This window comes from Neobacillus niacini (genome assembly GCF_031457145.1).
In the GTDB taxonomy this organism is placed as follows: Bacteria; Bacillota; Bacilli; order Bacillales; family Cytobacillaceae; genus Neobacillus; species Neobacillus niacini_J.
Window position 1 is genome coordinate 18,178 of sequence record NZ_JAVDVZ010000012.1, and the last position, 26,479, is coordinate 44,656.

Below are 26,479 nucleotides of genomic sequence, written 5' to 3' on the forward strand. Positions count from 1 at the left end.
TTTTTTCTAAAATAAGACATCCTATTAATAACCACCTTACTGAAAGGAGATTGATTCGTGAAACTGTATCAAGTACGAAAAGGCCAATTTGTCTATTATAACAATGAATTACACAGGGTATATGGGATAAAACCCATGTATAAACTATCCGTCCATCTTATTAAGCTGCGGGATATGACACAGCATATCACCAATGCCGCAAGTGTAGAAAAATACAAGCCAACGGAACAGGATAGCTTTATCTTCAATCATAAGGCATATACACTCAATAAGGATCGAAAAGCGGAAGAAGGAGATTTTATTTTAATCCATAATCCCCTGCCCGATTCGCTGGATACATATTCGTTAAATGAAATCGATGTGGTTGAAACCGTTGATAAACAAGGGGTCGTTACAAGTAACTCTCACGGAATCAAGCATAATGAGTATTTATTAATGTTACCCGGCCGTGCTTCTGACAGTCACCCTATTGATTATCAAAATAGTGAAAGTGGAGAAATTGATAACGCACAAGACATTCCACCAAGTAATCCTGACATTGAACTGCTGCCATCAATAGGTGACATTTATAAAAAGAACGACATGAATGAAATCGTTGAAGCGATGGTGGTCGCCGTTAAAGGCCATACGGTTTATCTTGGAGGCGGGTTAGAAGTCTCTCAGGAAGAGTTGATGAACACTGAGAAGTGGGAATTTCTCTATAATCTCCTTGATAAGTGATTTTACCTTCAAATGTTGAAAATCTGACTATTCTTCCACTTTACTAGGAGGTTTCTATGACTAGCAAAAAACAAAGCGGTAACAGTGTTTTTATTATCTCATTATTACTAACCCTGATTTTTATTATCTGGGGTGTCTTTTTCACCGACAATCTCGCTAAAGTCACCGATACCATCTATACGGGTTCAATCGATTACCTTGGATGGGTATATCTTAGTGCAACCCTATTCTTTGTAATCTTTTCGGTTTATTTACTTTTTTCCAAATACGGTGATATTCGGCTTGGTAAAAAAACAGACCGACCTGATTTTAACACGGCCTCTTGGCTCGCGATGTTGTTTGGTGCTGGAATGGGAATCGGAATTGTCTACTGGAGTGTTGCGGAACCCGTCACCCATTACACCACCCCTCCTTATGGGGAAGGTTACACCATTGACGCAGCCAATACCGCAATGAAATATACCTTTTTTCACTGGGGCTTGGATCCATGGGCCATCTACACTGTTATCGGATTAGCCCTTGCTTTTTTTCAATACAACAAAAAGCTGCCCGCAGCCATCAGTTCTGCATTTCATCCGATACTGGGCGATCGAATTTACGGACCGATAGGAAAAACCATAGACATCCTTTCTATTTTTGCAACGGTCTTCGGTATCGCAACATCGTTAGGTCTTGGTGCCATGCAGGTGACAGCAGGAATGCATGACATATTTGGCTTTCCCAATACATTATTCGTCCAGCTGGTCGTTATCGTAGTGGCAACCGTTCTATTTATTTTCTCTATCAATACAGGCTTAGAGAAAGGTATCCAATACTTATCGAATGCGGCGATGATTTTATCCTTTGCGATTATGCTGCTGATTTTAATCGTTGGCCCAACCATGACGATTATAAAAGTGTTCTTTAATACGACGGGCCTCTATATTAGTGATTTTATCCATATGAGTTTAAGGCTTAGGCCCTTTGGTGAAGGGGAATGGATTGCGTCCTGGACGCTGTTTTATTGGGCTTGGTGGATTGCCTGGGCACCGTTTGTCGGGATGTTCATTGCCCGAGTTTCGAAAGGCAGAACCGTAAGGGAGTTTGTGATAGGTGTTTTGATTGTTCCCACGCTCGGAACATGTCTTTGGATGTCCATATTTGGCGGCGCTGCACTTGAAATTGTTCAAAACACAGGTAATCGTGATCTAGCCACCTATATTACCGAAAACGTATCATTGGCCATCTTTACATTTTTCGATTATCTTCCATTCAGTTCTTTGCTAAGCATTTTGGGATTTGCTGTCGTAGCCATTTACTATATAACGGTTGCCGATACTGCCACCTTTGTATTAGGTATGCTCAGTGAGGGTGGAACATTAAATCCTTCCAATAAAATTAAAATGACATGGGGGGTCATTCAATCCGCTTTAGCTGGAGTCTTGCTTTTAGCCGGCGGTTTGAACGTATTGCAAACAGCCTCCATCGCAGCGGCGCTCCCATTTACCATTATCCTAATCGTCATGTGCTTCTCTTTACGGAAAGGGTTAAAAAGTGAAGCTGAAATACAAAGAGGGAGTAAACGAGGCGTACCACATTCTTATCCGCAGAAAATAGAATAAATTTAATAAGAAAAGAGCTGCAAACTAAACTCTAAAGCGCAAAATAACTTCATTTCCACGTTAAAATCGGCTTTAAGATTTTAACAACAATCATTTCGAAAGCAACCTTCTTAAAAGAGAAAAAGGCATTAGGTCGATACCTAATGCCTTTCCTTTTGATTATCTAAAAAATACCTTGTCGATATTGTACTTCGCTTTGGACTCATTAACAATGTACGTTTCATAAATTTCTCTATGTACAGGGTCGTCAATCACACAAACCTCAATCCTCGTCACTTCATCGCGATGATTCTTGATTGGCGAAACTGTATCTTCAAAATGCTTCTTAATTCTAGGACGTAGCTTCCTTGCCTTCCCCACGAATAAAAGCTCATTTTCCTTATTATAAAACATGAAAATACCACCCTTTTCACGAGTGATAAGATGAAAATCTGTAAATCCATAAATATTACTCATCTCTGGATTGTCTTGTTTGGTAATCGTAACGTCCGGTTTCGGAACAGTTATATTGATCACGTAAGCTCACTTCCTTTTTCTACAGTGCTTTAAATGCTAACATAAATCCTTAATAAATACTATGTCCAAATCTTGAGGATTCTAACTAAATTGACATAATAGTTGGCTCTACTTCCACTTGCAGTGACCCAAATCCGTTTTCCTCAAGCTCTTCGGTCACTCCAGACCACCTGCACGCTACGACCACGACTCCTGCAATTTTAGAAGTTAAGATGTTTGAAAATCATTAATCCATTAATGAAAGCAACTTTTTCTATGAAATTGTAATCATCCTTAAGCTGTTCCATAGGTATTCTGTCTTGTTAATGGCATATTATTGAATTTGGCCAAAAAAACCCGGGTTTGTGTTGGACCAAACCCGGGATGATAGTGAATCAGAACTAGAAATCGGAAAATCTTATTTTGACACATTCTGCCCCTCGAGGTACTAGAGCTTTTTCCATTAATACTTCAATCGGCCTTAATACGCCCAACTCTGCAGATGATAAGAACTAACCTTAGGTGATTTCTTGTGAATGCATGACTTTTACATCATTACCTATTACAATTGCCATGAGATCCTTCCCAACAACAACTTCCCCAGAAAAATACTTCTTCGTTCTTTCCACTAACCTGGCTTCTTCCTCCGACATTCCACCTAATAAAACGACATGGGTATAAACAGCTAACTTAGGCTGTACTCGGCTGAAAATGTCCCCGGCCTCTTCTGGTGTAGTATGGATTTCCAGTACTCTCTTATATCTGTCAGAATCTTGTTGTTCTAAATCTGCAGCTGCAACCTCATGAATAAGGACATCGATATTTTCGGCATGAAAGATTAAGTTTTCATTATACCTAGTATCACCTGAGATTAACACTGATTTCCCTTTAAAGTCTAAACGATATCCGTAACAAGGTTTTATTTCACCATGATCCACTAGAAAGGCTGTTATCTTTAAACCTTTTTCGTCATACAAAACCCCTTCTTCAATATCATGGGCTTGAATATGCCTGCTTTCTGTATGCGGCCTGCTATTAAGATCAGCACTGAAAGCATTTTCTAAAAAATAAGCCATCTGCTTCGTCCCTTTTGGGCCCCAAATTTTCATAGGCTCGTTTCTAGTATTATAGGTAGCTTTAAGCCTTGTCAGCCATAAATCGGGAAAACCTGTTAAGTGATCTGAATGTAAATGGGTAAAAAACACTTTATCGATATCACCGGGCAAAATATTAAGTTGGCTGAGTCTTAACAATGCCCCTCGTCCAACATCAAATAATATTTTTTGTCCGTCTACTTCTACTAATGTACTATTGCCGAACCTGTTCATATCAATGATTGGAGAACCTGTCCCTAATAGTGTAACTTTAAAAACTGCTTCCATTTATATTCTCTCCAATCCATTTCAGCTTTTATTAAATCCTAGGTAATTATCTAAATATTGTTACTCTGATAAATAATCGACAACGGAAGAAATAAAAACTTTACCAATGGTTAATATCGCCCGCTCGTCTACATCAAACATTGGATGATGGTGTGGATATGAAGCACCTATTTCATCGTTGCGACCGCCTACCATCACATACACGCCTGGCACTTTTTCTAAAAAGTAGGCAAAATCATCTGCTGCCATAAATGGTTCTTTTTTTATCACTTTATCTTTACTAAAAATGCTTTTTGCCACTCTCTCAACGCGCTTTGTTTCAACAGGATCATTATAGACCGATGGATAACCATGGAGATAATTAATTTTCACTGTCGCTCCTGCTTCATCACACAAATTTTGGACAATTGATTTTATTGATTCCTCTAGCTTAATACGTGTTTCTTTATTGAATGCCCTTACAGAGCCAGTCATTTTTGCAGAATGAGGGATAACGTTATGGGCATCGCCACTATGGAATGTACAAACAGAGACAACAGCAGGATCCATTGGTTTGATTCTTCTGCTAACGATTTGCTGTAAGCTCATTATAATTTGGCTGCCTAATACGATCGGGTCAATTGCTTCATATGGATGTGCCGCATGTCCTCCCTTACCAATTATTTCAATTTCAAACTCATCTGCTGATGCTAATAAATACCCTTCTTTAATTCCAACCGTTTCATATGGAAGGTTTGCCAAAACATGTGCACTATAAATAACATCAACGTCTTCTAAGCAATTATCTTCTATCATTGGCAGGGCTCCACCAGGATGTTTCTCTTCGGCAAATTGATGGATAAATACAACATTCCCTTCAATAGAATCTCTTACTTCGCTTAGAACCTTAGCTACCCCAAGTAATGCTGCAGTGTGGAGATCATGACCGCATGCATGCATAACCCCTGGAACACGCGATTTATATTCTACTTGCTTCTCATCTTGAATAGGCAAGGCATCAAAATCGGCGCGCAGCGCCACAGTTTTCCCTGGTCTTCCCCCTCTTAATATACCAACTACTCCTCTTCCGCCCACCTGTGTTCTTACTTCTAAACCTAATTCACCTAAATATTTCGCAACCTTTTTAGGAGTCTCAACCTCTTCATACCCTAACTCCGGATGCATATGAAAATCCCTGCGAATTTGGACTAATTCAGGAAAAATCTCCTCTAATTTATCAAATAAATCAACTACTTTAAGTGTCTCAATCATCATTCATTAGCACCCCACTCATTAATAAGAATCTAGTAGCCATAACAAAAACGGTTACAAATAAACCTTAAAAAGGAGGGGAAAAATATTCCCCTCCATGGAATCTTCCTACTCTTTCTCCCATTGATAAATATTATCTAACATTCCATAGCCTGATTTTCCGACTTTCATCGCCTTCGAAGTTGCATGCAATTGGAATTCTGAATAAAGTGGGAAAACAACAGCTTCATTATTGAATAATTCTTGAACTTCATTAAAAATAGCTTTTCTTTTCTCTGTATCTGGTTCTAGTACAGTTGATTGAATTAATTTATCCAATTCTGGACCGTCATAGTTTGCAAAGTCGTTTGGAAAACCCTTTCTGAAGAAGTTAAAAACATGACTTGGATCTGGTCGAAATGGAATACTTGTAACGGTAATATCGAATTCATGTTCCTTTAATTTTTTAAATGTCGTTGGGAAATCAAATTTTTGTATATTTACTTTTAAACCAATCGAATTTAGGTTTTCCGCCGCTAATTCGGCTGCTCTTTCACGTGTCTTGTTTCCAACAGGTACAACAAAATTAATCACTTGGTCAAAATTCCACCCTGCTTCTTTAAACAATTGTTTTGCTTTTTCTGGATCATACGGGTAAGGTTCAATGTTCTTATTATAATATGGATGGGCACTTGGCAGAACGCCATGAATAATTTCTCCATTTCCATTTAGAAGCTGCTTTACAAACATTTCGCGGTTAATTCCATAGAATAGAGCTTTTCTAACCTTTTCATCTGAAATATTCCCATTGTTAATAATAAAATGGACTGGAAAAGAAATATCAGAATACTCTGCATTTACATTCAATAAATTTGATATCCTTTCATGGTCTTCAGTTGGTATTAGTGCAGTCCCTTCCATATGCATATCTAATTCCCCAGTTTGAAGCTGTGCTACTATATTTGATGCAGGCATAATTTTTACATAAATTTTGTCAACCTTTGGCACACCTAAATAGTAATCCTTATTAATCGAAAACTCCAAATATTGGTCCTTCGCGTATTTTTCTAAGGTGAATGCCCCGAGGGTTACGGTCGGATTGATCATGTAGTCGTGCTTATCTAATTCTTCAGGTTTAGCATCCTTTAAAATATGTTCAGGTAAAAAACGAATTTTGGATGCAAAATCATCTTTGAAGAATATCATGTCAATTGGATACTTCGTTGTAATGTTAAATGTATGGTCATTAACAATCTCAAGGCCCGAAATTTCAGTACCACTTTCTAATTTCCCTGAATCATTTAACCCTTCAATATAATTAAACATAAATGTTGTAGTAACTTTTGGATGTGTCACCATCTTCATCGTAAACTTAACATCTTTTGTTGTAAAAGGAGTTCCATCGCTCCATTTTGCATTTTCATGGAGTGTAATTGTAAATGTTTGATTATCCGTTGTTTCAATGGTTTTTGCTAATTTCTGTGAAAATGTCATGTTGCTATTAATCCCTACTAAATTGTCAGTCATAATCGTCAGCATCTGTTCAGTAGCATTTCCCTGGGCGTTAATCGGGTTTAAATTGGTTGGTGGATTAACCAGGCCAATATATACGGTCTTATCTCCACCCGCATTACTTCCATTATTAGTGTCTGACTCTACAACTTCCTCATTATTACTGCATGCGGTTGCAATCAAGATAAATCCAACAATTAATAGTAAATATAGTATTTTTATTTTAAGCCTTCTCAATTTCCTTCCCCCTGTTCTAATACAATCTTTAAAATACATATTAACGAAGCCATTCATACATACTCATGGAAAAATATAAATCTAGTTAATGAACTCTTTATTATGCCTCCTTTACGCTTTATTGTTTTGGATCAAATGCATCCCTTAAACCATCTCCAACGAAGTTAACAGCTAAAACGGTTAATAGAATCATTAATCCGGCTGGAACCCATAGCCAAGGCTGGCTGCTTAAAACAGAAATCGATTGAGCTTCTGTCAGCATATTTCCCCAAGTAGGAGTGGGAGGTTGTACACCCATTCCTAAAAAGCTCAAACCGGATTCCGTTAAAATAGCGGCCGCTAACCCAAATGTTCCATTTACAATAATAGGTCCGGTAGCATTAGGTAATATATGTTTAAAAAGGATACGTGGAGTGCTGTATCCTAATGAAACAGCCGCTTTAATATAATCTGATTGTTTAATAGAAAGGACACTTCCTCTAACCAATCGAGCAATACTTGGCCATGAAAACAAGGCAAGTACAAAGATGATAGACGGCAAACTAGGCCCAACTATACTTACTACAACTAAAATAACGACCATAAATGGAAACGCCATAAACATATCTGTAATTCGCATCATCATCATATCAACCCAGCCGCCATAGTAAGCCGATAATAATCCGATAATGGTTCCAAAGGTTACATAGACGGCAACGGTCCCGAAACCGACAATTACCGAAATACGGGTAGCATATATAAGTCTACTTAATATATCTCTGCCTAATTGGTCAGTCCCTAGCCAATTTTCACTGTTCGGCGGTGCCGCGAAATTACCCGTTACTTCTGTTGGACTGTATGGTGTGATGAATGGGACCAAAACAGCTATTACTAGTAGGAAAAGAGTAAAAATAAGACCTGCAACAGCAAGTTTATGCTTCATGAACTTCCCAATAATTTGCCGAAATTGATTTTGGGATTTGATGTCATCAAACATAGTTGAACTACTGCTTTTTATTGTTTGAATATTGCTTTCAGACATGTCAGCCTCACCTCCAATGGAAAATTAGTTGTATTTAATTCGTGGATCGGCAATGGAATACAAAATATCTGTTAATAAATTGCAGAATAAGACAACTACAGCGGCAATTAAATTAATAGCCATAATTGTCGGATAATCCCTGGAAAGGATTGATTGCAATGTTAATTGTCCAATTCCCGGCCATTGAAATATTTGTTCTGTAATAATGGCCCCGCCGAATAAGAGTGGAATTTCCAAACCGACAATGGTAATGATAGGAATGAGTGCATTACGAAGTGCGTGCTTATTCGTAACCCAAAACTCATGAACTCCTTTTGCACGCGCTGTACGCAAATAATCCTGATTTAATACGTCTAGCATACTTGCCCGTACATAACGAACTTTCCTACCCGCTATGGCTGTTGCTAAAACAATGGTAGGCAAAATAATGTGCAAGGTTCGAACCCACAATCCGGCATCTCCACCTAGGGTAGTCATCCCTCCGGTTGGCAATAAATTAAGGTTAACTGCAAATATATATATAAGTGCCAATCCGAGGAAAAAATTTGGAATGGAAATGCCTAGAAAAGAAAAGCCAGTCACGAAATAATCGAACTTTGAATTTTGTTTGACTGCACTGATTACCCCCATTGGAATAGCAATAATCAATGCAACAACAATGGAAGTAATCCCCAATGTGACTGTTGGCATGATTCGTTCACCAATCAATTGGGAAACAGGCTCAAAAGAACTCATGGAATAACCCAGATCCCCTTGCAGAATTAACCCTAGCCATCGGAAATATTGGACATAAAGCGGGTCATTTAAACCTAAAGCCTCTTCCTCCGCTTCAATCGACTCTGCTGTTGCATTAGGATCCAAATACATATCAATTGGACTACCTGGTGCTAAATTGATAATAAAAAAATTAATAATGGTTATGCCAATTAAAACGGGGATAAAGATGAATATTCGTCTAAGAATATATGTGAACATCAATTAAACTCCTTTCAAAATCTACGATAAAGGAAAATGACATGCTACAGAATGACTTTGTCCATCCAAAATAGGCTCCGTTTGCCGGCATTTCTCTTGTGCCAATGGACACCTTGTGTGAAATCGGCATCCAGAAGGGGGATTTGCCGGAGAAGGAATATCACCTTGTATAATTTTTTGTTTTTTGTTCCTCATTTTTGGGTTTGGTACCGGGTAGGCATTTAACAACCCTTTTGTGTATGGATGCTTTGGATTGTTAAATAATTGTTCCTTAGAACCTATTTCAACCACTTTTCCTAAATACATAACAGCAATTCGAGTACTGATGTATTTTACAGCCCCTAATCCATGGGCAATAAACAGATACGTTAATCCTAAATCCTTTTGTAATTGTTTAAGTAAATTCAAAATTTGCGCCTGTACCGAAACGTCTAACGCTGAAACAGGCTCATCACATATTATTAACTTAGGATTTAATGAAAGTGCTCTCGCAATTCCAATTCGTTGGCGCTGACCTCCTGAAAATTCATGTGGATATTTGAATTTATAAGAGCTTGGGATCCCAACAATATCTAGTAAACGGTCCACTTCTTTTTCGGCCTCTAGCGGACCTTTTACAATTCTGTGTGTGATAATAGGTTCCTTTAATATGTCTTTGACCCTCATCCATGGATTTAAGGAGGAAAATGGATCCTGAAAAATCATTTGCATTTCAGTACGTATTGGGAGCATCTGCATATTTGAATATGATGTTATATTTTCACCCTTAAACCAAATTTCACCGGAGGTAGGCTTTTCCAGTTTTAATATTGTTCTACCGATTGTTGATTTCCCGCAGCCTGATTCACCTACTAACCCTAAGGTTTCACCTTCATAAATGTCCAGACTTATATCATCCACGGCCTTTACATTGTTAACAGTACGGGAAAATAACCCTTTTCGAATTGGATAGTATGTTTTTAAATGATTAATTCGAAGCAGGGGTTCTTGATCCATGTTCTGTGTTTTCAATTGAACGGTACTCATTACGTCTCCTCCTTTCTTATTAATTACTCCTCAACTAACCAACATCTAATTTTGTGACCTTTACCCACATTCTTTAGCGGAGGCGCATTGTTTTTACATTTCTCGGTTGCAAATTCACACCTTGAGGAAAATCTGCATCCTTTTGGCATGTTCCGAAGAGAAGGAACTGTCCCCGGAATAGATACTAGATTTTCATCGGCCTCAACCAAAATATTAGGAACAGATTTCATTAATCCTTGTGTATAAGGATGTAATGGTTTTTCGAATAAAGTAAAAACATCTGACTCTTCCACAACTTGACCTGCATACATGACTACGACTCTATCTGCCATTTCAGCAACAACACCTAAATCATGAGTAATCAGCATTATAGCCGTTCCTGTATCCTTTTGAAGTTCTTTCATTAAATTTAATATTTGTGCTTGAATGGTTACATCTAATGCAGTGGTAGGTTCATCTGCAATAAGTAGCTTCGGCTTACAGGAAAGAGCGATTGCAATCATAACCCTTTGGCGCATACCGCCGGATAACTCATGTGGAAACGCATTCATTATTTCATTCGCTCTTGGTATCCCAACCTTTTTTAACATATTGATAGCATGGTCTTTTGCCTCTTTTTTACTTAATTTTAGATGTAACCTACTAGATTCCATCAATTGATTTCCAATTGTAAACACAGGATTTAAGGAAGTCATTGGATCTTGAAAAATCATTGCTAGGTCACATCCGCGAATTTTGCGGAGCTGTGATTCAGGTAATCCTACTAAATCCTTGTCTTCGAATTGAATAGAACCACTTTTGATAAATCCATTTTTCCCTAATAATCTCATAATGGACATAGAAGTAACGCTTTTACCACAGCCTGATTCACCGACAATACATAGTGTTTCACCAGTCATTAGTTCCAAATTTACACCGTCAACGGGAGTGACCTCACCCTGATCAGTCAAAAATGCAGTTTCTAACTCATTAACTTTCAGCAATAAATTCACTATACTCACCCCCGAATTTATGATAGAATTTTCGTAATAGTCAAATATTAATTATTATTCTAAATTTTACAACTAGCGGAGAGCTATTGATAGATATTCTTATTATCTTTCTACTCACTTCTTGTCATAAAATTACTCATTTGTTGACAAATCTTATAAGTATGAAGAAGATACAAAATAAAGGAAGTTATTACTATGAAATCAACTCATCAACTGTTTTTAAAACATTTTTTTAGCCTTTTAATTCCTGCTTTTATTCCTTTGTGTATTCTTGGAACTCTATCTTTCTTTATTATTTACCAGTATATCGGCCAAAACGAAAAGCAAACAAACCATAATGTTCATAAGCAGATTCTTTCAAAAATGGATATATTATTTGACGATCTTGGAACACTTAACATACAAATGATTTCCAGTGCAATCGAAATTAATAAACTACAACACTTATTAAATGTCCCCTTCCCTGACCCCACTTCATTAAAAGAGCTATCCACCTTCAAAAATTTTATTGATTCGCCACCTATTACTCGCTCTTATATAGAATCTATCTATATTTATGTGTCTAATCATCAAAATCGTTTTATTAGCTCTACAACTGGGGGACTAATGGAATTTGAGGAATTTTATGATACAAGTTGGTACGATAGTTATAATATTCATCATTTAAACAACTCTCCAGCCGTTTGGTTGGAAAGACGCTCATATAAAAAATACGGAATTGATAACTTTAATACCAACATTCTCTCTTTTTTTCAAACCGTTGATATTATGGGAAAAGGGGATGGAGTAATTGTCTTAAACATTTACGCAGATTATTTACAGGAACAACTTAATCAATCTAATACGATAAAAGGACAAAAAAATTTGATTGTAGATAAAAATGGAAAAGTAATCATTTCAGGCCCTTCCTTTTCGGAAAATGATCAGAATATAATTGGAGTTCAAATAAGTGATATTATAAAAAATGTAGATAAATATTTTGGGGGAAGTTACCTTGGATATACAATTTCAAAATCTGAAGAAGCACATTTTTCCTTTTATTCGTTTACACCGCATAGTTCTCTATATGCATTACCTATTAAATTAGGCATTTATATATTTATTGCATCCCTAATATCCTTACTTGTTACCATTTTATTGAGCCTCTATTTAACAAAGAAAAATACTAAAAGTATTTATGATATTATTAGACTGCTGAATGATGCAGAGTTTGGCAATCATCTTCAGCCTAGAATTGGAAAAGGTGACCTATTTACCCACATTATTGAAAAAATATTGGTTAATTTCTTAGAAAAAAAATACTTAAAGACGCAATTAAATGAGAAGAAGGTTAAATCCGCCTTTATGGAATTAAGTGCTTTACAAGCACAGTTGAACCCCCATTTTCTATTAAATACACTTGAAACGATAAAATGGAAAGCGGTTGCAAAAACTGGAAAAATAGACAATCCTATCAGTGAAATGATAGAGCACTTAGGAGATATATTGAAATCTGCCTTAGATTATGATCGAAAATATATCCCATTTATAGATGAAATTAAACATGCAAAATCTTACATTGCGATCCAAAAGATTCGTTACAAAGACAAGTTCGATGTTATTTGGGATGTGCAAACCAATCATCTTGACTCCCAAATATTAAAATTATTATTACAACCTATCATCGAGAATAGTTTGGAACATGGTTTAAGAACCATTAAAAATAAAATGGGATTAATCAAAATAAAAGTCAGAGAAAAGCCTAATCAATTGATTATTTCCGTTTCTGACAATGGAACAGGATTTGAAACCGACCGGGTCAGAGAGTTAAGAGAAAAACTTCTTGAAACAACATTTCAATCAGAGCATATCGGACTGATCAACACAGGTAAACGACTGCGGCTTTCCTATGGTGAAGATAATTGCATTCAAATTTATAGTAAATCACATTGGGGAACAATGGTGAAAATGACACTCCCCATCGTTTTAAGGCAATAGAAAATGATCATAAGAAAAATAACAGATTAATAGTATAAAACAATGATAAATGAGGTGATGAACATGTATAAACTTTTAATAGCTGATGACGAGTATGAGATTCGCCATGGTTTAAGCAATTATTTTCCATGGCATACTCTTGGATTTGAAATTGAGGAAACGGTTGAAAACGGTCAGCAAGCTATTGATTATATTTCATCAAATCATGTAGACGTACTCCTGTGTGATATTATGATGCCAGAATGTACAGGCATACAAGTAGCCGAGCATTTATACCAGACGAATTCAAATGTAGAAACGATTTTCTTAAGTGCATATCGCGATTTTGAATATGCACATAAAGCACTTCAATTCGGGGTAAGAGATTATATTTTAAAGCCCACAAAATATCAAGAAATATATGATATTTTTCATAAAATGAAGGCAAAATTAGATGAAAGAAAAAAAGGTGAAACACCAAATAGAATAGTAGCTGTAGAGCAAAATCTAATGAATGAAATTAAAAATACCGACCCTATTATTCAAAAAGTGATTCAATACATTGAAGAAAACTTCAAAGAAGCAACCCTAGAAATGGTGTCAAAAATAACATATATGAGTCCAACATACATCAGTAAATACTTTAAAAAGGTTACAAATATGAATTTTTCTGACTACCTTCAACAAGTTCGTATGGAACAAGCTGCAGAAATGATCAGAAAGCAATATAAAGTTTATGAGATCTGTAAGGCAGTCGGATACACTAATTCCCAAAATTTTACTCGTTCATTTAAAAGGCATTTTGGTAAAACACCAAATGACTATAAAAAAGAATTACCTGCGAAAATCGTTACTGAAATTGACGAAGAACATCAAGTAATTATGGAAGATTCAACTAGATAAAAAATGCAGGAAAATAAGAATTATGCCATTAATATAGGCAATAAACGAACAGAAGCACTAAAAGATGGATGCCCCTTTTTCTTTGCGTATTGAATGATTTTTAAGAAAAGCTTTTTAACCTAATAAATATTTTTTCAAACTAATAAGCGTAAATGAGATTTCATCTCGTATACGCTTATTTTTTTACTGTTTTCACTTTGAAATTTCTTATGATTGTCCTTATCTAAAGTCCGGTTTGAATTCCCCAGTAACTGTTTGATGGCCATTATTTTTCTCATATTGCTCTTCTCTTTCTAGATCAAAGCGGTCCATAATTGGAAGGTCATTTACGGAGAATAGGTAAGAATCCTCCGCGGAAACATGTTCATACCATGCCCAGTTTGGTACTACGAAATAGTCGCCTGATTTCCAATCAAAGCGAACACCGTTAATAATCGTATAGCCAGATCCTTTATACGCATGATAAATGGTTGAATGCGTATGACGAAGTGCTTTCGTGTTGAATCCTTGTGGAAGGAACTGCATCCGTGTCCCCATCGTTGGATTCGCGGACTTTCCAGTCGTTGGATTCATATAATCCACCGCAAAGCCGTGGTTTGAATTTGGATCAAATTCCATTAAACCTTTAATCGCATCAACGGTACGACTCCATTTATAATTTGCTAGTGGAGCTACATCATATTGTTCATCACCAACTGGACGTACCATTCCGCCTCTGTATCGTTTTTCGGAGAAGTTATCAGGAACATTGGGTTCTTGTAAGCCATCTGCATATGGTTCAAAGAATGTGCCACCAAGATTGTAAATAGTCGGAATATCCAAAGCATCCATCCAAATCATACGTTTATCTCCAACATGACCATGCCCATGCCATAGATTTTTTGGAGTGATGAGGAAATCTCCTTCTTCCATAAAGATTCGTTCCCCTTGAACAATGGTAAAAGCACCTTCCCCTTCTGTAATAAAACGAAGCGCACTTTGTGAATGACGGTGGGATGGCGCCTTTTCACCTGGTAAAAGAAGCTGAACTGCTGCATATAAAGTTTGAGTAGTTGAAACATGTCCCCAAGGCTGACGGTATGTTAAACCTGGGTTTTGGAAATAGATCGCTCGACGTTCCCCGCCACGTTCTGGTGTAAAGATCTCAGCGGCTTCCATTAACTTCTTTTCTAACAGTTCTCCTGCCCATAAGTAAGCTTGTGCATGAGGTTCTGGATTTTTATTCATTACTTCTGGGATTGCTTCCCATAATGGCCCAAGATTGTACTGCTGAATGTCCTTCGTAAAATCCTTTACATCTTGATCTTTAAGGTAACTTGCTTTTTCAGCCATTTAAACCTCTCCTCTTTTCATTTTTATTTAGCACTTTGGTTACTTAACTTGGTAAGATTGTGCTGAATTTGACCTTCATGTTTGTTCACATGCTGGATAATTAGATGATCAATAATAAAGGACAGCGTCTGCATACCAAAGTTTGGATTCACGCTTGCAGCTTCTGCTGATAGCTGTTCCTCTGTTAACTTTTCAATTCCGGCTTGAACTGTTTGTTTGACCTGTTCAAGCTCCTTTAGCAGTTCGTTTACAGAAATTGCATCGACCGTTTCAGGCTTTACTGCTTCTAATCGCCCTTCATGTAGATGGTTTCTGCCCCATTCTTTTCCTGGGGTTTCCACCAGCTGCTCAATTTCTCCCACCCAATAAGGTAATGCTTCTGTAATATGAGCGACAATTTGCATGATGGACCATTCATCTTCTGATGGCTGCCAACGAATTGTTTCTTCGGATAAGCCGTTCACTGTTTCTATCATTCTATCAATCGATTCATTAACGGAAGTGATATACATTTGCGTCATGTTTCCTACTCCTCTCTATTTTTCCTAACGGTGTTTTCTAGCACACCAACTTGCTCGATTTCTACGCGCACAACATCTCCGTCCCTCAACCAGACTTGAGGCTCCATTGCTTGAATGACCCCGCCAGGAGTTCCTGTTATAACAATGTCACCAGGCTCTAATGTTGCAAGATGTGATAAGAATGATACTAAACGTTTTACTGTAAATACTTGGTTAGCTGTGTTTGTTCGTTGACGCTCTTCCCCATTAACGGTTAAAACCATTTCTAAACTTTGCGGATCTTTTATTTCGTCTGCAGTAACTAACCATGGACCTAGTGGTAAACTGCCATCCACTGTTTTACCTTGAAGCCATTGTAGAGTACGTCGTTGAATATCACGATACGTAACATCATTGGCTACTGTATACCCTGCAACATAATCAAATGCTTCTTTTTCTGAAACGTTTTTCGCACGTTTTCCGATGACAAATGCGAATTCCGCTTCATAGTCCAGTTGTTCCGAAACGGGCTGGAATGGAATATCATCCTGTGGACCAATAATTGTATTCGCAAACTTTGCAAACACGACTGGATGTGTTGGAATCTGACGCCCCATCTCTAAAATATGTTCGCGGTAGTTATGTCCCACCGCAAATATTTTTCCCGGTTTTTGTAATGGTGCTTCTATTTTTACTTCATCCTTGTTGAAAATGAGTTTATGCTGATATGTATCTGAATTTTCTAATGCGTAATTGACCGCATTCTGAGCGATTTCAATACTTTCTTTCCCACCTTGTAAAAACACTTCCATTTCAGATGGAACAAAAGCCTCTGCAATTTCCTTAAAGCGATATTTTCCTTCGCTTTGTAATTGAGCTTGGTATGCATAATTTAGATCGATTATTTTGTCGTCGTTAGTGATTGCCCCAATTCTTGAGTAGCCGTTAGCAGTATAAGTAATAAGTTTCATCATATTCTCCCTTTTATTAAAATTTTGTTGGTTGTTTTCTTGTATGACAATATTTCTACACTATTTATATTGAAAATTGTACATCTTACAGGAAAATCACCCACCTCCCACAAAGTTAACTATTGTTTTACTTAGTTAAACCATATATAAAAGTGACCTTCCAAAGAGTTAACGTGAAAGGTCACTTACTGTTTTTTTATTTGGATTGATAAAATTCGTTTGGAATTGGGCCGAATTGACGGCGGTGATAAAGCATCGGATCTTTCTCTTCGTCAACTCGAATATTTGTTACTTCACCAATTAAAATGGTATGGTCCCCTGCTACAACTGTTTGATGCGTTTTGCATTCTAATACAGCAAATGTCCCATCAATAATTGGTAATTCATTTTCTGATAGCTCCCAATTGCATGTACTAAAGCGATCTACATTTTTACTTGCAAACGTTGAACATAATTGTTGCTGATTGCCTGCTAAAATGTGAATAGCAAATTTCCCTCCATTTGTAAACGTTTCCAATGTAGAGACTTTATGATCGATTGACCAAAGCACCATTAAGGGGTCTAATGATACAGAAGCAAATGAGTTAACCGTTAATCCTACAGGTGTTCCATTCTCATCTGTTGTTGTTACAATCGTCACTCCTGTCGGGTAATTACCTAATGCCTGTTTAAATAACGACTGAATCTCAGTAGTTGAAATTGTCATAATGTCATCCTCCCTAATTTTGTTCTTCAACAGCAAGTTGTGTTTCAACTAACGTTCTCTGATATATTGTTGAAGAGTATTTTTCTTGAACTAGAATAACCATGACAAATGCGATAACGCCTGGAACCGCAAATACTATAAAGTTTTGATAGAATGGTAGGCTAATTGTCATTAGTAGCCCGCCTATCATCGGTCCAGCAATCGCACCTAAGCGACCAACACCCAGAGCCCAACCTAGTCCACTTGAGCGCATTTCAACAGGGTAATACTGTGAAATATAGGCATTCATAATGATTTGAGTACCAATTGTAGTTGCACCAGCGATGGCAACTAAAATGTACATCACAAGTAGGTTATCAATAAAACCTAATAGTGTTAGTGATACACTTGCTCCTAAGAAGAAAATGGCTAAAATAACTTTAGGTCCGAAGCGATCTGCCAATTGTCCACCAAAAATAGCTCCGAAAATCGCACCAAAATTTAGAACCAGTAAGAATGTTAAACCAGATACTTCTAATCCAGCTCCCTTCATTAACTGAGGTAGCCATGTATTTAACCCATAAATCATCAACAAACACATAAAGAAGGCAATCCAGTAAACTACTGTACTGAATGCACGATTATTTCTAAATAGGTTAATAATCGGAGCACCTTTTTCCTCCTCCTTAACGCCCATCACAAACGTATGTGAGTTATTAAATTTATAGCCTGGATCAAGCTTTTGTATAATTTTGCTCAATTCTTCCTTTTTATTATGAGCTATTAAGAATTTAGGTGATTCTTCCAATGTCTTATACATAAATGGAAGTGCTAACAGTGGTATACCGCCTACTAAAAACAGTGCACGCCATCCAAATGGTTCAATAATAACAAGGCCTATTCCAGCAGCCAACACCCCACCTACTGAATAACCGCTGAACATCATTGAGACTAATGTACTCTTTAATTTTTTGGGTGAATACTCAGTCATTAGCGCAACTGCGTTTGGCATAACACCACCAAGCCCTAATCCTGCAATAAATCGGAAAATACCGAATGTAGTAGGATTATGGATAAAAGCAATCCCTGCAGTAAAAACACTAAACAATGCGACAGAGAACAAAATAACTTTTTTACGGCCAATCTTATCCGCTAAAGGTCCAAAAATTAAAGCCCCTAACATCATTCCGAATAGTGCTAGACTTTGTAGACTCCCAGCTTCTTGAGGTGTAATTCCCCATTCAGCTAATATTGCCCCTAGTGCTGATCCATAAACCACTAAGTCATAACCATCAAAAACAATAATAAATGCACACCAGAATAAAACCATACCATGTAACGAATTAAAACGAGACTCATTAATCTTGTTTTCAACGTTTATTGTCCTCAATAATATTCCCCCTTTTCAAAAGTAAGCAAATGCATACTTTTATGATTTTCGTGAAGCATCCCATCCAAATCCCCTTAAATTTCCATCATTCATACAAAATATTAACCTTAGTAGTAACACCTCCACAATAAGTTCACATACAGTAAACACTATTCACCATATGTTTATCTCATAATTAATAATAGTGAATCCCATATATGTTGTAAAGTCATTTTTTTTGAATTCGTGGATTTTTCTGATAATTATTTACAAACGCTTTCATTTTTGATATGGTATTTGTAACCTATAGTTAACACGGTTTATCTATGGTTAACAATAAGGATTTCTTATATCGAAGGAGCTGATTAATCATGCAATCACTAATATACTTTCAAAATGACATTGTAACGGGGATTGTGGTGCAAGGAAAGCAATTAGGGAGAACAATTGGTTATCCTACTGCTAATATTGAGCCTTATAAACTAGTAGATCTGCCAAAAGGTGTTTATGGCGTGTATGTTTACTATGGAGAAAAGCTTTATATGGGTGTAATGAACGTGGGCGAGCGACCCTCTTTTAATGACGGTAATCACATAACTTACGAAGTTCATATTTTAGATTTTAACGACGATCTCTATGGTAAAGAATTAACAGTAGAATTGGCCTTCTATGTACGCAATGAACAAAAGTTTTCCTCATTACCTGACTTGATTCAGCAACTGAACAAAGATGCCCGCTATACTGCTAATCGTAGGAAGAAGGCGCTTGCACTATGGGGACGACTACATGCTTAGTAATAAAAAAATCGAACAACTCATTCATTTGCCTGATTTACAGTTTGTTAGATACTGTGAGGAAACATATTGCGTGAATCGTGGAATTTATAACATAATCGATGCATGGTTCTATGACCAAAACATGATAAATGTCTCAAGTCGTCGAAAAATTATCATCGCATTTTTTAGTTATTTAAATAAAGATACACAGAAAATTAAATTTGGTCCGGGTGGTGTAAAAGCTCACCTAGAAAACTTTTGGAATTTTAAAAAAGACTCTCAAATCGAATCGGCTTAAGAGTCTTTTTTGTTTCTTATAAAATTTACCATTCTATGGTATCTTATTATTAGAATGTTTAACAATAGTGAACAGAACATCCCAGGAGGAAATGTGTGCATGGAAGATAATAAAAAACAAGGGATTCAATCTATTGAAATCGGCGTTTCAATATTACAGTTGGTGGCAGCTGCAGAAAGGCCCATTTCAATCACCGAAATAGCAGAGTTATGTCAAACTTCAAAAAGCAAGATATACCGCTATCTAAATAGTTTTGTCCGTACTGGCATGCTAGCAAAAAATCCTGATTCAAAATACGTACTTGGAAAAGAAATATTACGGCTTGGTTTAAAAGCATCCAATGATATAAAGATTGTTGATATTGCACAACCCTTTTTATTGCAATTAAAAGATAAATTTAATGAAACATGTGGACTTGCTGTTTACGGAAAAAATGGTCCATTCTTTGTAAGTTGGGAGGAAAGCGCAGGCCCTATCGGTATTAAAGTCGGTTCTAAGGTAGGGGTTACAGATAGCGCCACAGGTAAGGTTTTTGCAAGTTATTTGCCAGAAGCTGTGACTGAGCCACTGATTGAAAGAGAGTTAGAAAATGTCCCAAATGCAATAAATGATTTTAAAAAGATCTTACCAAGTATCCGAAAAAACGGCTATAGCTATACAGTCGGTACAATCGTTCAAGGAATTAGTGCAGTTGCGTCTCCAGTTTTCGATCGCAATAACACAATCGTTGCAGTCCTTAGCGTCGTTGGCTTCTACAATTCAATAGATACAACACCAGATTCTGAAATCGTTATAAATTTAAAACAATGTAGTGAGCAAATTTCAACGGAATTAGGTTGGAAAGAATAATTCAATACCCCTTTAAATAAAAAAACCACATTGCAATTACTAGTATTTAGGTAATTGTCGTGTGGTTTTTTGTATCTTATTTGATAGATAAATAGCATTCTCATAAACTACTAAACTAAATATTTACAAATTTTTATATAGAAAACGCTTGCATTGAAAAGACTTTTCTGATAATTTGGTATTACAAGTTAAACAATAGGTGAACAGAGTTAACCTGTTGTTAACAAATGAAAAGAAGGAAGTGTATAAACAAATGAAATTTGGCTATTTTACATTAACTGATAACCCAGTAGAATATGGGGATACTCGTAAAGATCCAAACCAAATGATTTTAGATTTAGAGGAACAATGTATTTATGCTGAAGAATTAGGATTCAACTCTGTTTGGGTACCTGAGCACCACTTTGCTGCATTAGGAATATTACCAGCACCGGCTACGTTCTTAGCGAGTGTTGCTGCTAAAACACATCGCATTAAATTAGCACCAGCTACAGTATTACTTCCTGCTCAACACCCTGTACGTGTTGCAGAGGAGTGGGCACTACTTGACGTATTAAGTGGCGGACGTACTATTTTCTCTGCAGGTCGGGGCTACGATAAGCGGGAATACGATGTATTCGATATCGACTTTAATAAGAGCCGTGAAATTTTCTTCGAATCATTAGACGTTGTTCAAAAGGCTTGGAACAGTAAAGATGGTCATTTCTCTCATCAAGGTGAATTCTTCAACTTCGATGAAATTTTATTAACACCTAGACCAGTTCAAAAAAGTTTACCAATTTACGTTGCGGCATTCAGTGAGCCTTCAATCCGCAAAGCTGCTGAAATGGGTGAAAACGTAATCTTCGCACCATTCGCAGCAAACATGGTATTTGGTTCGATGGAAAATGCTATCAAAACATTTCAAGAAGCTTCTGCAGCACACGGCTTCAGCGGTAAAAAAGCAAGCTGTTCATACTTCATTAATGTGACGGATACACCGGAAGAAGAAGAAGCTACCAAACAACGTATGTTGAAGTACTTCACTGGTTTAGTGCCAGCATTCCCAGAGGATCCAACAAAGGCTCCACCAAACATTCGCTACTTTGCAGAAATCGTAGAAAATTTAAAATCGATGACAACTGACAAGTTAAGTGATAAGAGTATCATCGTTGGTAATGCAGAATACGTTACTGAAAAATTAAAAAAAATTGAGAATGCAGGTTTAGATGAAATCATTCTGTACTTCGATTTCGGTGGTCTTTCTCACCTAGAAACTATGCAGGCGATGGAACGCTTTGCAACACAAGTCCTTCCACACTTTAACCAAGAAGATGCGCTTGTCCAAAAATAATATTTTATTCCAATAAACTTTTCATCTAATAATAGTGGACGGGGGAATCTCTCCCCCTAACGCACATAAAAACCCCTTCCATTGTAGGGGTTGCGTTAGAAAAACACGGAGTTACAACGTTAAGAAAATTTTAATGCCTAATTTCTCAATACTGAAAAATTAGGCATTTTTTAATTGCTCCAATTAAGCACTAGTTGGTACTATATGGTTAGCCATATATTTCGGACCCGGAGTGATTTTTCATGGATATTCCTGTTTCTGGATTCATGTATGCTTCAGATGGTTCAGATTTTCAACAATCTCCTCGGTCAATCCAGACCACCTGTACCTACAATCCATAATAGAAAAAGACAGCTAGTTTGCACCAACTGCCTAATTAATCAATTTCCCTGCAGTATCCCTGTTTTATTTCCTCTAAGTCCTTTTTCCGTTCTACCATGTAAAAAATAGTATAGGACAAGCGCTATGACCACGACTCCTGCCATGTATAAGAACAGGCCACGGTACCCAGTGATTGGAACGATGAATCCAAGTAAATATGGTCCCGCACCAAGTCCTAAGTCATATAAAATGTAAAAAGTAGAGGTTGCTAAACCAAATCGATGTGTTGGTGAGACTTGGATGGCGATCGTCTGAGCAACAGAAACGAAGTTACCGTAGCCCAAGCCGATAAACGCGGCGGCCACTAATAAAATCACTCCAAAATATGCCTGGCTAAACAATACCATCCCAATCGCAAAAACAATCAGACTTGGATAAATGACGATATTTGCCCCTTTTGCATCCATTAAGCGGCCAGAAAATGGTCGTGACAGTAACAGCATAATCGAATACACAAGGAAGAAAAAGCCAGCTGCGTCCACTAAGTTAATTTCCTCCGCATAAAATGACAGAAACGATAGCACACCGGAATAACCGAATCCAACGACAAGTGCCACAAATGAAATCGGCACAGCCTTATATTCAAGATAATTGGACAGTTTAAAGCCTTTTTCGGCTTGTGTACTAACCGTTTTAGGTGATGATAGTTTTGGCGGTTTTACCGCAAACGAGATGACCAAACAAATTGCTGCAAGAAGTAAATTAAACAAGAAAATTATCTGGAAATCCGCATATCGAATGAACAACATTCCCACAAATGGACCGATTGCTGTTGCCAATACAGCGCTCAAACTGAAGAAGCCGATTCCCTCTCCTCTTCTTGCTTTCGGTACTATTTGAGCAATAATCGTACCCGTTGCCGTACTCGCTACTCCGACAGCAACCCCATGAAATAATCGATTCATTAGTAATAATGGTAAATTCGTTGTAACAAAATACAACACAGTTGAAAGGATAAACAGAATCAAGCCGATAAGGAGTGTTTTCTTGCTCCCTGCACCTTCAATCATCCGTCCTGTTACCAACCGTCCAATTAAAGATCCAATAATAAAAATACTCGAGACTAGCCCGGCAACACTTGTAGACGCATGAAATTGTTCAACTGCATAACCAGCAATCGTCACCATCAACAAAAAGTAAACCATTACGACCAAAAAGTTAATCAACGACACGATGGTAAAATTCTTCGTCCACAGCTTCTCCTTACTCATAGTTATCCCCCATTTATGAAATTTGGCCTCAGCCAAACTGCATTCTGCTATTCTTGATAAAATTTATTGTATGATTCTTTTAAAATAGTTGTTCGATACAACTAAATAATAAATTACCACAATCTCTTAACTATGTATAGAGGTAAATACCTCACTCCTGTAAAAATATGGGACCCTCCTTTAACGAAAAACAGCTAATCTGCCAAAATGGTTTGTTTACCTGCCGAATTTACCATTCTATCTGCGAAAATCAATCTTTCACCTGCCAATTAGTATCGAAGGCGAGGCCAGGCAACCAAAAAATCCAGGCGAACGCCTGGATTTAGTAATTTTATGGGAGGACTCTAAATCCCTTCTTAAATTACCAACATCTACATCTAAATATACAGCCAATATTCCTGCATTGTTTATGATCATTGTCTTGCTTTTTGCAATCATCTTGTCTGTGGTTGTTGTCCCGCTTTTTCCAATCATCTCGTTTGTGGTTGTTGTCCCACTTGTTCCAATCATCTCGTTTGTCGTTATCGTCATGCTTTTTGCAATCGCAATCATCATGTTTGTGATTGTTGTCCCGCTTTTTCCAATCATCTCGTTTGTCGTTATCGTCATGCTTTTTGCAATCGCAATCATCATGTTTGTGATTGTTGTCCCGCTTTTTCCAATCATCATGTTTGTGATCATTGTCTTGCTTTTTCCAATCATCTTGTCTGTGGTTGTTGTCCCACTTTTTGCGGTCATCTTGTCTGCGATTATTGCTCTGCTTTTTGCAATTGCAATCATCATGTTTGTGATCATTGTCTTGCTTTTTGCAGTCATCTTTTTTGTGGTTATTGTCCTGCTTTTTGCAATTGCAATCATCATGTTTGCGATCATTGTCTTGCTTTTTGCAATTGCAATCATCATGTTTGCGATCATTGTCTTGCTTTTTGCAATTGCAATCATCATGTTTGCGATCATTGTCTTGTTTTTTGCAGTCATCTTTTTTGTGGTTATTGTCCTGCTTTTTGCAATCGCAATCATCTTTTTTGTGATCATTGTCATGCTTTTTACAATCATCATGCTGATCTTTTTGTTGATTTTTCTTATTATCCTGCTTGTCTTTACCATGCTTGCGTTTCTTATTACCTTTCATAACCTTCACTCCCATCTTAAAAACTTTTTATACTTTAGTTTATTAAGAGTGACAAAGAATGGTTGGACGAACTGTTAAAATAGGCAATAAGTTTAAATAATTGAGTCACTGGGCTGCTTAGGTACATCTATGTCCAACCATACTGTGGTTGGAGGCAGTTTATCCTTTTCAAAATCTCACACCTTCTATTCCAAAGTTGAATAATGTGTTAAAAAGCTTTTTAGGAGGGATATTCATGGATATACCTGTATCTGGCTTCATGTATGCTTCAGATGGTTCAGATGGTTCAGACCCTATGCATTCCCATCGACTTTATATCACTTCCTGGGATGGAAGAGCAGTTCATACCCATGGATTTAGCGGCATTACATCGTTTGATGATGGACACACACACCAATATGCTGGAATGACTGAACCAGCACAGACTGGAATCCCACATACTCACAGATATTTTACCCTTACATCAGTTGATAACAAACATCGGCACCAAATACAAGGGTCCACTGGTCCAGCCATTCCAATAGCGAATGGTGGACATTATCATGAATGTAGTGGCTATACCACTATTGAGGGAGCCAATCCACATAGACACTTTTATAGAGGAAATACAACTCTTTGAAATCAAATCATGCTCACCTTTTTAAGGTGACTTTTTTGATTTCTGCTAGTCAAAAACCCCTAAACATCGATCATATCCGACTCTTTTCTTCTTAACTAATCGATTAATTAAAAGTGCTTCAAGCTGAGTGGCTTCAACATTTCTACAACTTTTTTCATAAAAACAATGTCGATATAATAGTGGACCTGGTCGATAACTCCAGACCACCTGCATTGACCAAAATCCTCTTTCACCCCCCCCCCTTCGCGCACTTCGGATAAACATTGTAAATATATTTTCCAAGACCATGTCCTTTTCGCCTACTTTTTTATATATAAAGGGTGAAAGGAGGTGATAATGATGGCACAAGCAGTGATTACAACATCCAAGTTACGAGTGGTGTTCCAGGTTGGGATGGATGACGATGGCAAACCACTTCTAAAAGCAAAGACATTCAGCAATATCCAGAAGTCAGCAACTCCTGACCAGCTATTACAAGCAGCACAAGCCATTATTGGTTTGTCGAGCGATACTCTCAGCAATATTGAGAGAGTCGACAATTCTGATTTACTAGCGTAGTCCGAAAAATATATTAGGTTAGGAGGTGAATGAAATGGCTAAAACATTAGAGTTAGAGTTTGTTACGGAGTTTGGTAAATCTGCTCGTTTATCGGTAGAAAATCCGAAGGAACCGATTGAAGAAGCAGTAGTGAAGCAAGCGATGGAGGAAATGATCGCGTCTGGGGTTTTCACTTCAGCGAACGGTAACTTTGCTTCTGTCAAAGGAGCAAGAGTGATTGATCGTAACGTAACGGAATATGAGATTGTTTAATAGAGTTGAAGGCCGGTTTCTAATAGAAGCCGGCCTTTTATCGTCTGCCATGCACTTTTTGTAAATTATGGCCATGCACCTAATTTTCTAAAAATTATAGCAGAATACTTTACAAGTAATCTAGCAATGCCTATAATTAGCTTTTATAGTTTCAAATTTCTG

Annotated in this window: 27 protein-coding genes; 12 read left to right on the forward strand and 15 right to left on the reverse strand. The window is 37.2% G+C overall.

The window, feature by feature from the left end:
* Positions 1 to 57 precede the first annotated feature (57 nt).
* Positions 58 to 720 carry a hypothetical protein gene (locus J2Y03_RS22070; protein WP_310198362.1) on the forward strand — a complete coding sequence of 221 codons (663 nt, stop codon included), beginning with the start codon at positions 58 to 60 and terminating at the stop codon, positions 718 to 720.
* A gap of 56 nt (positions 721 to 776) precedes the next feature.
* Positions 777 to 2,321, forward strand: coding sequence for a glycine betaine uptake BCCT transporter (locus J2Y03_RS22075; RefSeq protein WP_310198365.1), 1,545 nt, complete (start codon positions 777 to 779; stop codon positions 2,319 to 2,321).
* Between the two features lie 159 nt (positions 2,322 to 2,480).
* Here J2Y03_RS22075 and J2Y03_RS22080 read toward each other — a convergent pair whose 3' ends face one another.
* From J2Y03_RS22080 to J2Y03_RS22115, 8 genes are all read right to left on the reverse strand, one after another.
* On the reverse strand, positions 2,481 to 2,837 hold the full coding sequence (locus J2Y03_RS22080; protein WP_310198368.1) for a nucleotide excision repair endonuclease: 357 nt from the start codon (positions 2,835 to 2,837) through the stop codon (positions 2,481 to 2,483).
* Between the two features lie 497 nt (positions 2,838 to 3,334).
* Positions 3,335 to 4,198: an MBL fold metallo-hydrolase gene (locus tag J2Y03_RS22085; protein ID WP_310198370.1), complete on the reverse strand. Its 864-nt coding sequence runs from the start codon at positions 4,196 to 4,198 to the stop codon at positions 3,335 to 3,337.
* A gap of 60 nt (positions 4,199 to 4,258) precedes the next feature.
* Positions 4,259 to 5,452 (reverse strand): M20 family metallopeptidase, encoded by a 1,194-nt coding sequence (locus tag J2Y03_RS22090; RefSeq protein ID WP_396954245.1) that lies wholly within the window; start codon positions 5,450 to 5,452, stop codon positions 4,259 to 4,261.
* Between the two features lie 105 nt (positions 5,453 to 5,557).
* Positions 5,558 to 7,177, reverse strand: a complete 1,620-nt coding sequence (locus tag J2Y03_RS22095; protein WP_310198373.1) for an ABC transporter substrate-binding protein — start codon at positions 7,175 to 7,177, stop codon at positions 5,558 to 5,560.
* A 118-nt stretch (positions 7,178 to 7,295) separates the two neighbouring features.
* Complete coding sequence (opp4C, locus tag J2Y03_RS22100) at positions 7,296 to 8,198, reverse strand: oligopeptide ABC transporter permease (RefSeq protein WP_396954246.1); 903 nt, start codon at positions 8,196 to 8,198, stop codon at positions 7,296 to 7,298.
* 24 nt (positions 8,199 to 8,222) lie between these two features.
* Positions 8,223 to 9,173 carry an ABC transporter permease gene (locus J2Y03_RS22105; protein WP_310198374.1) on the reverse strand — a complete coding sequence of 317 codons (951 nt, stop codon included), beginning with the start codon at positions 9,171 to 9,173 and terminating at the stop codon, positions 8,223 to 8,225.
* A 21-nt stretch (positions 9,174 to 9,194) separates the two neighbouring features.
* Positions 9,195 to 10,199: an ABC transporter ATP-binding protein gene (locus J2Y03_RS22110; protein ID WP_310198376.1), complete on the reverse strand. Its 1,005-nt coding sequence runs from the start codon at positions 10,197 to 10,199 to the stop codon at positions 9,195 to 9,197.
* Between the two features lie 23 nt (positions 10,200 to 10,222).
* Complete coding sequence (locus J2Y03_RS22115; protein WP_310198378.1) at positions 10,223 to 11,191, reverse strand: ABC transporter ATP-binding protein; 969 nt, start codon at positions 11,189 to 11,191, stop codon at positions 10,223 to 10,225.
* 195 nt (positions 11,192 to 11,386) lie between these two features.
* Here J2Y03_RS22115 and J2Y03_RS22120 point away from each other — a divergent pair, with 195 nt between their 5' ends.
* Both J2Y03_RS22120 and J2Y03_RS22125 read left to right on the forward strand, forming a co-directional pair.
* The gene (locus J2Y03_RS22120) at positions 11,387 to 13,168 is read left to right on the forward strand and encodes a sensor histidine kinase (RefSeq protein WP_310198381.1); all 1,782 of its coding nucleotides are present in this window, start codon (positions 11,387 to 11,389) and stop codon (positions 13,166 to 13,168) included.
* 63 nt (positions 13,169 to 13,231) lie between these two features.
* Positions 13,232 to 14,050, forward strand: a complete 819-nt coding sequence (locus tag J2Y03_RS22125; protein ID WP_310198383.1) for a response regulator transcription factor — start codon at positions 13,232 to 13,234, stop codon at positions 14,048 to 14,050.
* 219 nt (positions 14,051 to 14,269) lie between these two features.
* Here the strand turns inward: J2Y03_RS22125 and J2Y03_RS22130 are convergent, their stop codons facing one another.
* The 5 genes from J2Y03_RS22130 to J2Y03_RS22150 form a co-directional block, all read right to left on the reverse strand.
* The gene (locus J2Y03_RS22130) at positions 14,270 to 15,382 is read right to left on the reverse strand and encodes a cupin domain-containing protein (RefSeq protein WP_310198386.1); all 1,113 of its coding nucleotides are present in this window, start codon (positions 15,380 to 15,382) and stop codon (positions 14,270 to 14,272) included.
* 23 nt (positions 15,383 to 15,405) lie between these two features.
* On the reverse strand, positions 15,406 to 15,903 hold the full coding sequence (locus tag J2Y03_RS22135; protein ID WP_310198388.1) for a DinB family protein: 498 nt from the start codon (positions 15,901 to 15,903) through the stop codon (positions 15,406 to 15,408).
* Between the two features lie 5 nt (positions 15,904 to 15,908).
* The gene (locus J2Y03_RS22140) at positions 15,909 to 16,853 is read right to left on the reverse strand and encodes a fumarylacetoacetate hydrolase family protein (protein ID WP_310198391.1); all 945 of its coding nucleotides are present in this window, start codon (positions 16,851 to 16,853) and stop codon (positions 15,909 to 15,911) included.
* 196 nt (positions 16,854 to 17,049) lie between these two features.
* Positions 17,050 to 17,559 carry a flavin reductase family protein gene (locus J2Y03_RS22145; RefSeq protein ID WP_310198394.1) on the reverse strand — a complete coding sequence of 170 codons (510 nt, stop codon included), beginning with the start codon at positions 17,557 to 17,559 and terminating at the stop codon, positions 17,050 to 17,052.
* Positions 17,560 to 17,572: 13 nt separating this feature from the next.
* A complete protein-coding gene (locus tag J2Y03_RS22150) occupies positions 17,573 to 18,928 on the reverse strand; it encodes an MFS transporter (protein WP_310198397.1) in 1,356 nt (451 codons plus the stop codon).
* Positions 18,929 to 19,278: 350 nt separating this feature from the next.
* Between J2Y03_RS22150 and J2Y03_RS22155 the strand changes: the two genes are divergently transcribed.
* The 4 genes from J2Y03_RS22155 (at position 19,279) to J2Y03_RS22170 (ending at position 22,163) form a co-directional block, all read left to right on the forward strand.
* Entirely contained in the window at positions 19,279 to 19,701 is a 423-nt protein-coding gene (locus tag J2Y03_RS22155; protein ID WP_310198400.1) for a riboflavin kinase, read from the forward strand.
* Complete coding sequence (locus J2Y03_RS22160; protein WP_310198403.1) at positions 19,694 to 19,981, forward strand: hypothetical protein; 288 nt, start codon at positions 19,694 to 19,696, stop codon at positions 19,979 to 19,981. The genes J2Y03_RS22155 and J2Y03_RS22160 overlap by 8 nt, the downstream gene beginning before the upstream one ends.
* A gap of 99 nt (positions 19,982 to 20,080) precedes the next feature.
* Complete coding sequence (locus J2Y03_RS22165) at positions 20,081 to 20,830, forward strand: IclR family transcriptional regulator (RefSeq protein ID WP_310198406.1); 750 nt, start codon at positions 20,081 to 20,083, stop codon at positions 20,828 to 20,830.
* 217 nt (positions 20,831 to 21,047) lie between these two features.
* Positions 21,048 to 22,163 carry an LLM class flavin-dependent oxidoreductase gene (locus tag J2Y03_RS22170; protein WP_310198409.1) on the forward strand — a complete coding sequence of 372 codons (1,116 nt, stop codon included), beginning with the start codon at positions 21,048 to 21,050 and terminating at the stop codon, positions 22,161 to 22,163.
* 380 nt (positions 22,164 to 22,543) lie between these two features.
* Here J2Y03_RS22170 and J2Y03_RS22175 read toward each other — a convergent pair whose 3' ends face one another.
* Positions 22,544 to 23,755, reverse strand: a complete 1,212-nt coding sequence (locus J2Y03_RS22175) for an MFS transporter (protein ID WP_310198411.1) — start codon at positions 23,753 to 23,755, stop codon at positions 22,544 to 22,546.
* Between the two features lie 409 nt (positions 23,756 to 24,164).
* Here J2Y03_RS22175 and J2Y03_RS22180 point away from each other — a divergent pair, with 409 nt between their 5' ends.
* Positions 24,165 to 24,965 carry a hypothetical protein gene (locus J2Y03_RS22180; RefSeq protein ID WP_310198413.1) on the forward strand — a complete coding sequence of 267 codons (801 nt, stop codon included), beginning with the start codon at positions 24,165 to 24,167 and terminating at the stop codon, positions 24,963 to 24,965.
* A 157-nt stretch (positions 24,966 to 25,122) separates the two neighbouring features.
* A complete protein-coding gene (locus J2Y03_RS22185; protein WP_310198415.1) occupies positions 25,123 to 25,506 on the forward strand; it encodes a YmaF family protein in 384 nt (127 codons plus the stop codon).
* A 45-nt stretch (positions 25,507 to 25,551) separates the two neighbouring features.
* Here J2Y03_RS22185 and J2Y03_RS22190 read toward each other — a convergent pair whose 3' ends face one another.
* Positions 25,552 to 25,719, reverse strand: a complete 168-nt coding sequence (locus J2Y03_RS22190) for a hypothetical protein (RefSeq protein WP_310198417.1) — start codon at positions 25,717 to 25,719, stop codon at positions 25,552 to 25,554.
* A gap of 126 nt (positions 25,720 to 25,845) precedes the next feature.
* Between J2Y03_RS22190 and J2Y03_RS22195 the strand changes: the two genes are divergently transcribed.
* Positions 25,846 to 26,064: a DUF1659 domain-containing protein gene (locus J2Y03_RS22195; protein WP_132096383.1), complete on the forward strand. Its 219-nt coding sequence runs from the start codon at positions 25,846 to 25,848 to the stop codon at positions 26,062 to 26,064.
* Positions 26,065 to 26,098: 34 nt separating this feature from the next.
* Positions 26,099 to 26,317 carry a DUF2922 domain-containing protein gene (locus J2Y03_RS22200; RefSeq protein ID WP_310198423.1) on the forward strand — a complete coding sequence of 73 codons (219 nt, stop codon included), beginning with the start codon at positions 26,099 to 26,101 and terminating at the stop codon, positions 26,315 to 26,317.
* Positions 26,318 to 26,479: the final 162 nt, after the last annotated feature.

Excerpts from the sequence above, each read along its gene's own strand:
- J2Y03_RS22165 (WP_310198406.1), top strand. The coding sequence starts at position 20,081 with ATGGAAGATAATAAAAAACAAGGGATTCAATCTATTGAAATCGGCGTT.
- J2Y03_RS22075 (WP_310198365.1), top strand. The coding sequence starts at position 777 with ATGACTAGCAAAAAACAAAGCGGTAACAGTGTTTTTATTATCTCATTA.
- J2Y03_RS22110 (WP_310198376.1), bottom strand. The coding sequence starts at position 10,199 with ATGAGTACCGTTCAATTGAAAACACAGAACATGGATCAAGAACCCCTG.
- J2Y03_RS22160 (WP_310198403.1), top strand. The coding sequence starts at position 19,694 with ATGCTTAGTAATAAAAAAATCGAACAACTCATTCATTTGCCTGATTTA.
- J2Y03_RS22135 (WP_310198388.1), bottom strand. The coding sequence starts at position 15,903 with ATGACGCAAATGTATATCACTTCCGTTAATGAATCGATTGATAGAATG.
- J2Y03_RS22145 (WP_310198394.1), bottom strand. The coding sequence starts at position 17,559 with ATGACAATTTCAACTACTGAGATTCAGTCGTTATTTAAACAGGCATTA.
- J2Y03_RS22190 (WP_310198417.1), bottom strand. The coding sequence starts at position 25,719 with ATGCAGGTGGTCTGGAGTTATCGACCAGGTCCACTATTATATCGACAT.
- J2Y03_RS22140 (WP_310198391.1), bottom strand. The coding sequence starts at position 16,853 with ATGAAACTTATTACTTATACTGCTAACGGCTACTCAAGAATTGGGGCA.
- J2Y03_RS22090 (WP_396954245.1), bottom strand. The coding sequence starts at position 5,452 with ATGATGATTGAGACACTTAAAGTAGTTGATTTATTTGATAAATTAGAG.
- J2Y03_RS22130 (WP_310198386.1), bottom strand. The coding sequence starts at position 15,382 with ATGGCTGAAAAAGCAAGTTACCTTAAAGATCAAGATGTAAAGGATTTT.
- J2Y03_RS22180 (WP_310198413.1), top strand. The coding sequence starts at position 24,165 with ATGATCATTGTCTTGCTTTTTGCAATCATCTTGTCTGTGGTTGTTGTC.
- opp4C (WP_396954246.1), bottom strand. The coding sequence starts at position 8,198 with ATGTCTGAAAGCAATATTCAAACAATAAAAAGCAGTAGTTCAACTATG.
- J2Y03_RS22200 (WP_310198423.1), top strand. The coding sequence starts at position 26,099 with ATGGCTAAAACATTAGAGTTAGAGTTTGTTACGGAGTTTGGTAAATCT.
- J2Y03_RS22105 (WP_310198374.1), bottom strand. The coding sequence starts at position 9,173 with ATGTTCACATATATTCTTAGACGAATATTCATCTTTATCCCCGTTTTA.
- J2Y03_RS22175 (WP_310198411.1), bottom strand. The coding sequence starts at position 23,755 with ATGAGTAAGGAGAAGCTGTGGACGAAGAATTTTACCATCGTGTCGTTG.
- J2Y03_RS22155 (WP_310198400.1), top strand. The coding sequence starts at position 19,279 with ATGCAATCACTAATATACTTTCAAAATGACATTGTAACGGGGATTGTG.
- J2Y03_RS22185 (WP_310198415.1), top strand. The coding sequence starts at position 25,123 with ATGGATATACCTGTATCTGGCTTCATGTATGCTTCAGATGGTTCAGAT.
- J2Y03_RS22125 (WP_310198383.1), top strand. The coding sequence starts at position 13,232 with ATGTATAAACTTTTAATAGCTGATGACGAGTATGAGATTCGCCATGGT.
- J2Y03_RS22120 (WP_310198381.1), top strand. The coding sequence starts at position 11,387 with ATGAAATCAACTCATCAACTGTTTTTAAAACATTTTTTTAGCCTTTTA.
- J2Y03_RS22085 (WP_310198370.1), bottom strand. The coding sequence starts at position 4,198 with ATGGAAGCAGTTTTTAAAGTTACACTATTAGGGACAGGTTCTCCAATC.
- J2Y03_RS22195 (WP_132096383.1), top strand. The coding sequence starts at position 25,846 with ATGGCACAAGCAGTGATTACAACATCCAAGTTACGAGTGGTGTTCCAG.